The organism is Micromonospora sp. 15K316, from assembly GCF_004348525.1.
Lineage (GTDB): Bacteria > Actinomycetota > Actinomycetes > Mycobacteriales > Micromonosporaceae > Micromonospora.
Genome location: NZ_SMKG01000341.1, coordinates 1 through 4300, shown reverse-complemented (window position 1 = coordinate 4300; position 4300 = coordinate 1). Strand labels below are relative to the sequence as shown.

At 65.7% G+C, this 4300-nt stretch carries 4 protein-coding genes; 2 read left to right on the top strand and 2 right to left on the bottom strand.

What is annotated here, in order from left to right; all coding sequences use genetic code 11:
- Positions 1-271 precede the first annotated feature (271 nt).
- Both E1211_RS31030 and E1211_RS31025 read right to left on the bottom strand, forming a co-directional pair.
- Positions 272-607, bottom strand: a complete 336-nt coding sequence (locus E1211_RS31030; protein ID WP_132353631.1) for a YnfA family protein — start codon at positions 605-607, stop codon at positions 272-274.
- A 220-nt stretch (positions 608-827) separates the two neighbouring features.
- Positions 828-1586, bottom strand: a complete 759-nt coding sequence (locus E1211_RS31025) for a site-specific integrase (RefSeq protein WP_132353629.1) — start codon at positions 1584-1586, stop codon at positions 828-830.
- Positions 1587-1863: 277 nt separating this feature from the next.
- On the opposite strand from E1211_RS31025, the gene E1211_RS31020 reads away from it, so the two are divergent.
- On the top strand, positions 1864-2187 hold the full coding sequence (locus E1211_RS31020; protein WP_132353627.1) for a hypothetical protein: 324 nt from the start codon (positions 1864-1866) through the stop codon (positions 2185-2187).
- An 812-nt stretch (positions 2188-2999) separates the two neighbouring features.
- On the top strand, positions 3000-3992 hold the full coding sequence (locus E1211_RS31015) for an IS481 family transposase (RefSeq protein WP_132353625.1): 993 nt from the start codon (positions 3000-3002) through the stop codon (positions 3990-3992).
- The last annotated feature ends 308 nt before the right edge of the window (positions 3993-4300 follow it).

The window sequence follows — 4300 nt, the reverse complement described above, 5'->3', positions numbered from 1 at the left end:
GGCGAGGGGCAGCCGGGCGGGGCCGGGTGGCCGGTGCCGAACCCGGGCGACCTTGCCGAGCAGGCCGGTGACGCGCTGCGGCAGGTGGGCCGGAGCGTCTGGGACGCGATACGGGCCGGAATGGCCCAACACGGCTCGGAGTCGAAGGACCGATCCTCGTAGCCGGGCCGTCCCTGGGGAGGCCCGACCTCGACGAGCTGAGAATGGGCTCGACGGCCGGCGGCGGCCCGGGAGGCGGCGAGCGAAGGCCCGACCGCCGCAGTGCGCGACGTCAGGAGCTGCGCGGGGCGTACATGATGACGGCGACGCCGACGAGGCAGATGGCCGCGCCGATGACGTCGTAGCGGTCGGGACGGAACTTGTCGACGACCATGCCCCAGGCGAGGGAACCGGCGACGAAGATGCCGCCGTAGGCGGCGAGGATCCGGCCGAAGTTGGGGTCGGGCTGGAAGGTGGCGACGAAGCCGTAGAGGCCGAGCGCGATGATCCCGGCGGCGATCCAGAGCAGCCCGCGGTGCTCCCGCCAGCCCTGCCAGACCAGCCAGGCCCCGCCGATCTCGGCGAGCGCGGCGATGACGAAGAGCAGGATCGAGCGGGCAATCGTCATGCGTCGGACCCTATCCGCGTCACCTGGTGGATCGCGCCGGTCACGCCGCCTCGCAAAAAGCAAGATCCCCACCGCGTCTCCGCTGGTGGGGATCTCTGTAGCCCGGCGAAAGGCTATGTGGCCAGGGGCGGGGTCGAACCGCCGACCTTCCGATTTTCAGGCACCCACATTTCCGCAGGTCAGACGGCCGCCGCAGCTCGTCGTGCGATGGACCGTGCGATTAGCTCCGCATTGTGATGTGGCGGGGCAGTCGCGCGACATCACCGTGCGCGGCGAGTTCTGATAGAGCCTTGGCGATCTCTCGGTCGCGTCCGTCGACGGCGTGCAGGTACCGGCGAGCTGCCGCCATGGACGAGTGCCCGAGCCGCTTCATGAGGTCGGCCAAGGTCGCGCCGGTTTGGGCGGCGAGGGTCTGACCGGTGTGCCGCAGGTCATGGAAGGTCAGGTCATCGAGGCCGACTTGCTTCCGCGCCCGGACGAACGCCTGATACAAGGTGTTTCCACGTAGCGGAGTTCCGTCACGGCTCACGAACAGCCGATCTTTACCCGCGTAGGTGTCGACGTGGAGCCGAACCAGCGGCACGACGTGCGGCGGAATAGTGATCGTGCGCTTCCCTGCCTCTGACTTGGGATCTTTGTCGAACGCTTGCCCAGGAGCGTGCAGCGGTTCCACACGCGCCTTGCGCACGGTGATCGTGTGCTCCGTCAGGTCCACGTCCGCGACGCGCAGACCAGCGATCTCGCCGCGCCGCAGGCCGCACCACGCAGCGATCAAAACAGCGGTGCGGTAGCGCGGGGTGATGGCTTCGACCAGGGCGACGACCTGAGCCGGCGTGGCAATCGGCCGTTCCGCGCATCTTACCAGATCGGTCGCCTTGCGCCGAATGGTCGACTTGTCAAAGCTTAATTTTTCCTCAAGGTGGCAGGAACGGCGGCGTCCTGCAGCACAGATAACTGTTAGTGAGCAAAATATTTGCATGAGTGGATTGCATCACGGCCAGATGGTTGACTGAGGCAAGGGATTGATGGAAGTGTGGTCCCTCGAAGGGCGAAAGTCGCTCGTCATGGTTCCTGGGGAGGCTTACCATGAGTATCACTAAGCGCTTGATCGCGCTGGTCGGAGTGCTATTGTTCTCCGCCCTCGGACTCGTCGTCACGACCAGTCCGGCTTCCGCTGCCTACGGGAATGCGAGCTGTCCGACCAGTCAGCCTCGCGTTTCTCGCAGGTCACTTTCGGAGCTTTCCTGTTCCACAACGTGGTCACCAAGGCCCCCGTATGCAAGCTTCAGGGTCCCCTGACGGGCTACGTCTACGTGGGGGATCTGTCGGTGGCCTTGCCGACCACGATCCCAGGCGGCGGCATCGGCGAGGAAGTGTCGGTCGTTTCGGGGCCGACGCTGGTCACCGCCCAGAACAACAACGTGACCTACCGGTTCACCGTCAAGCAGGTTGTGGCGAAGGTTGGCGGAAGTCAGAACTTCACGTTCGACACTTCCTACCAAATTTCCGGCCAGACCTACCGGGTGCGCACCTGCTTCGTGAACGGCGGCGGCTCATGTAGCTCGTGGGTCAATTTCTAGACACCTAGACTTGATCAGCAGGAGCATCTAGAAAGGGTCGGGCAAGTAATGCCCGACCCTTTCCAGCCCTCTATGCAGGCTATTTAGTGATCCGACGAACGATCGCACCTACTGCCAATAGTACGGCGCCAACGAGCGAGACGATCCCAAGCGCTCGGATAGTCGACATTACGCCGCCATCGATACCATCTGCAACGAGTCGTGGGTATATGGCGACCGCCAAAATGGCAACAGCTAATAGTACGGCAGCGGTCACCAGCATCACTTTGGGGGTAAGACGCTGCCTCGTGGGGGAACCTGCCTCGTTCATGGCTCCAAGTCTTTCAGAAGCCGTCCATGATCGTTGATGCGACCCGGTCTCCGCGCCGTCCCGCATCGCCCTGCCACCTCTTGACGCTACAAGCCGGCACCTGTTGTACGGAGCCCCTCCGTCGCACGTTGATCGATGCGGGCAGTGAGGAAGAGCGATGTTCGAGCCGGCCGAGAGGCAAACCGCGGACCGGTGAAGCAGTCGGCCAGGCTGCAGCGCGTGACGCGTTCGACGGTCCCACGGCAGGCACACGAGGTAGAGGCCGAAAGTTCCGTGGCGGCTCTTACAGTTGGCGATGACCGAGAGTCGATGTGTCGTGCCGGTCAGGTCGCCCGGGCGCTACCGGTGGTCCGTTGCCGAATTTGCCTGTACTAGATGTACTGACCAGGCACGTTGGTTGAGGTCGTGTGACGACATGACCTGACGGATCTTGATTGGCGAGGACCTCCTGTCGTGGAGTGGAGCTGCTGAAGGCAACCACACCACAGACCAGGAGGTCCTCGTGTCTCACGCTAGCGCAGCGCTGACTCCGCGTGCCCGGCTGCGTCTGGCCAAGCTCGTGGTGGACCAGGGCTGGCCAATCGCGCGGGCGGCCGAACGCTACGACGTGTCATGGCCGACCGCGAAGCGGTGGGCTGACCGCTACCGGTTGGCCGGCGAGGCCGGCATGCAGGACCGTTCGTCACGGCCCGCGTCGCAGCCAAGGAAGACACCGCAACCACTTGTCCGCAAGGTCGTGCACCTACGGTGGAAACACCGCCTGGGACCGGTCGCGATCGCCGACCGGCTCGGCATGGCCTCATCAACCGTGCATGCCGTGCTGACGCGATGCCGGCTCAATCGGCTCTCGCACGTCGATCGCGTCACCGGCGAACCGGTACGCCGCTACGAGCACCCGACTCCCGGCGCGCTGCTGCACGTCGACGTCAAGAAGCTCGGGAACATCCCCGACGGTGGTGGCTGGCGCTACGTCGGTCGTGTCGAAGGCAAGAAGAACCGCGCGGCTACCGCCGGCAAGCCACGCAACAAGCACCACAACCCGAAGATCGGCACCGCCTTCGTGCACAACGCCATCGACGACCACAGCCGCGTCGCCTACGCCGAGGTCCACGACGACGAGACCGCCGCCACCGCCGTCGCCGTCCTGCGCCGGGCCGCCATCTGGTTCAGCGACCGCGGCGTGGTCATTCAACGAGTGCTGTCCGACAACGGCAGCTGCTACCGCAGCCACGCTTGGCGCGACGCCTGCACCGAGCTTGGCATCACCGCCAAACGCACCCGCCCCTACCGCCCGCAGACCAACGGCAAGATCGAACGCTTCCACCGCACCATGGCCCACGGCTGGGCGTTCAAACGGATGTACTCCAGCGAGTCAGCCCGACGAAAAGCCCTGCCCGCCTGGCTCCACGAGTACAACCATCACAGGCCCCACACCGCGATCGGCAAACGCCCACCCATCAACCGCTTAACCAACCTCCCTGGGCAGTACAACTAGATCAAGACGCTCCGCGCGGCGCGGGCCGGGGCGCGGCAAACGGCTCCTGCGGAGCCGCCGCCCCGGCCGCCTACGGCGCCGGGGCGGAAAGTCAGCCGGCCCGAAACCCACGCCCCGCCCCGCGCGTCCGCCTCGATAGGCAGGGAGATCCGGTGACGAGTCCCAGGGGTGACCGGGGCCAGGCGGACATACCTTCACCCGTTCTTCGCAACCAGGAGGCGCACGAAGGCCCGTAGCCCACTGCGAGGGCAGGGCCGGTGTTGCCGAACGGCCCACGCGGGCCGCAGGGGGCCGCAGGAGGTGAGAAG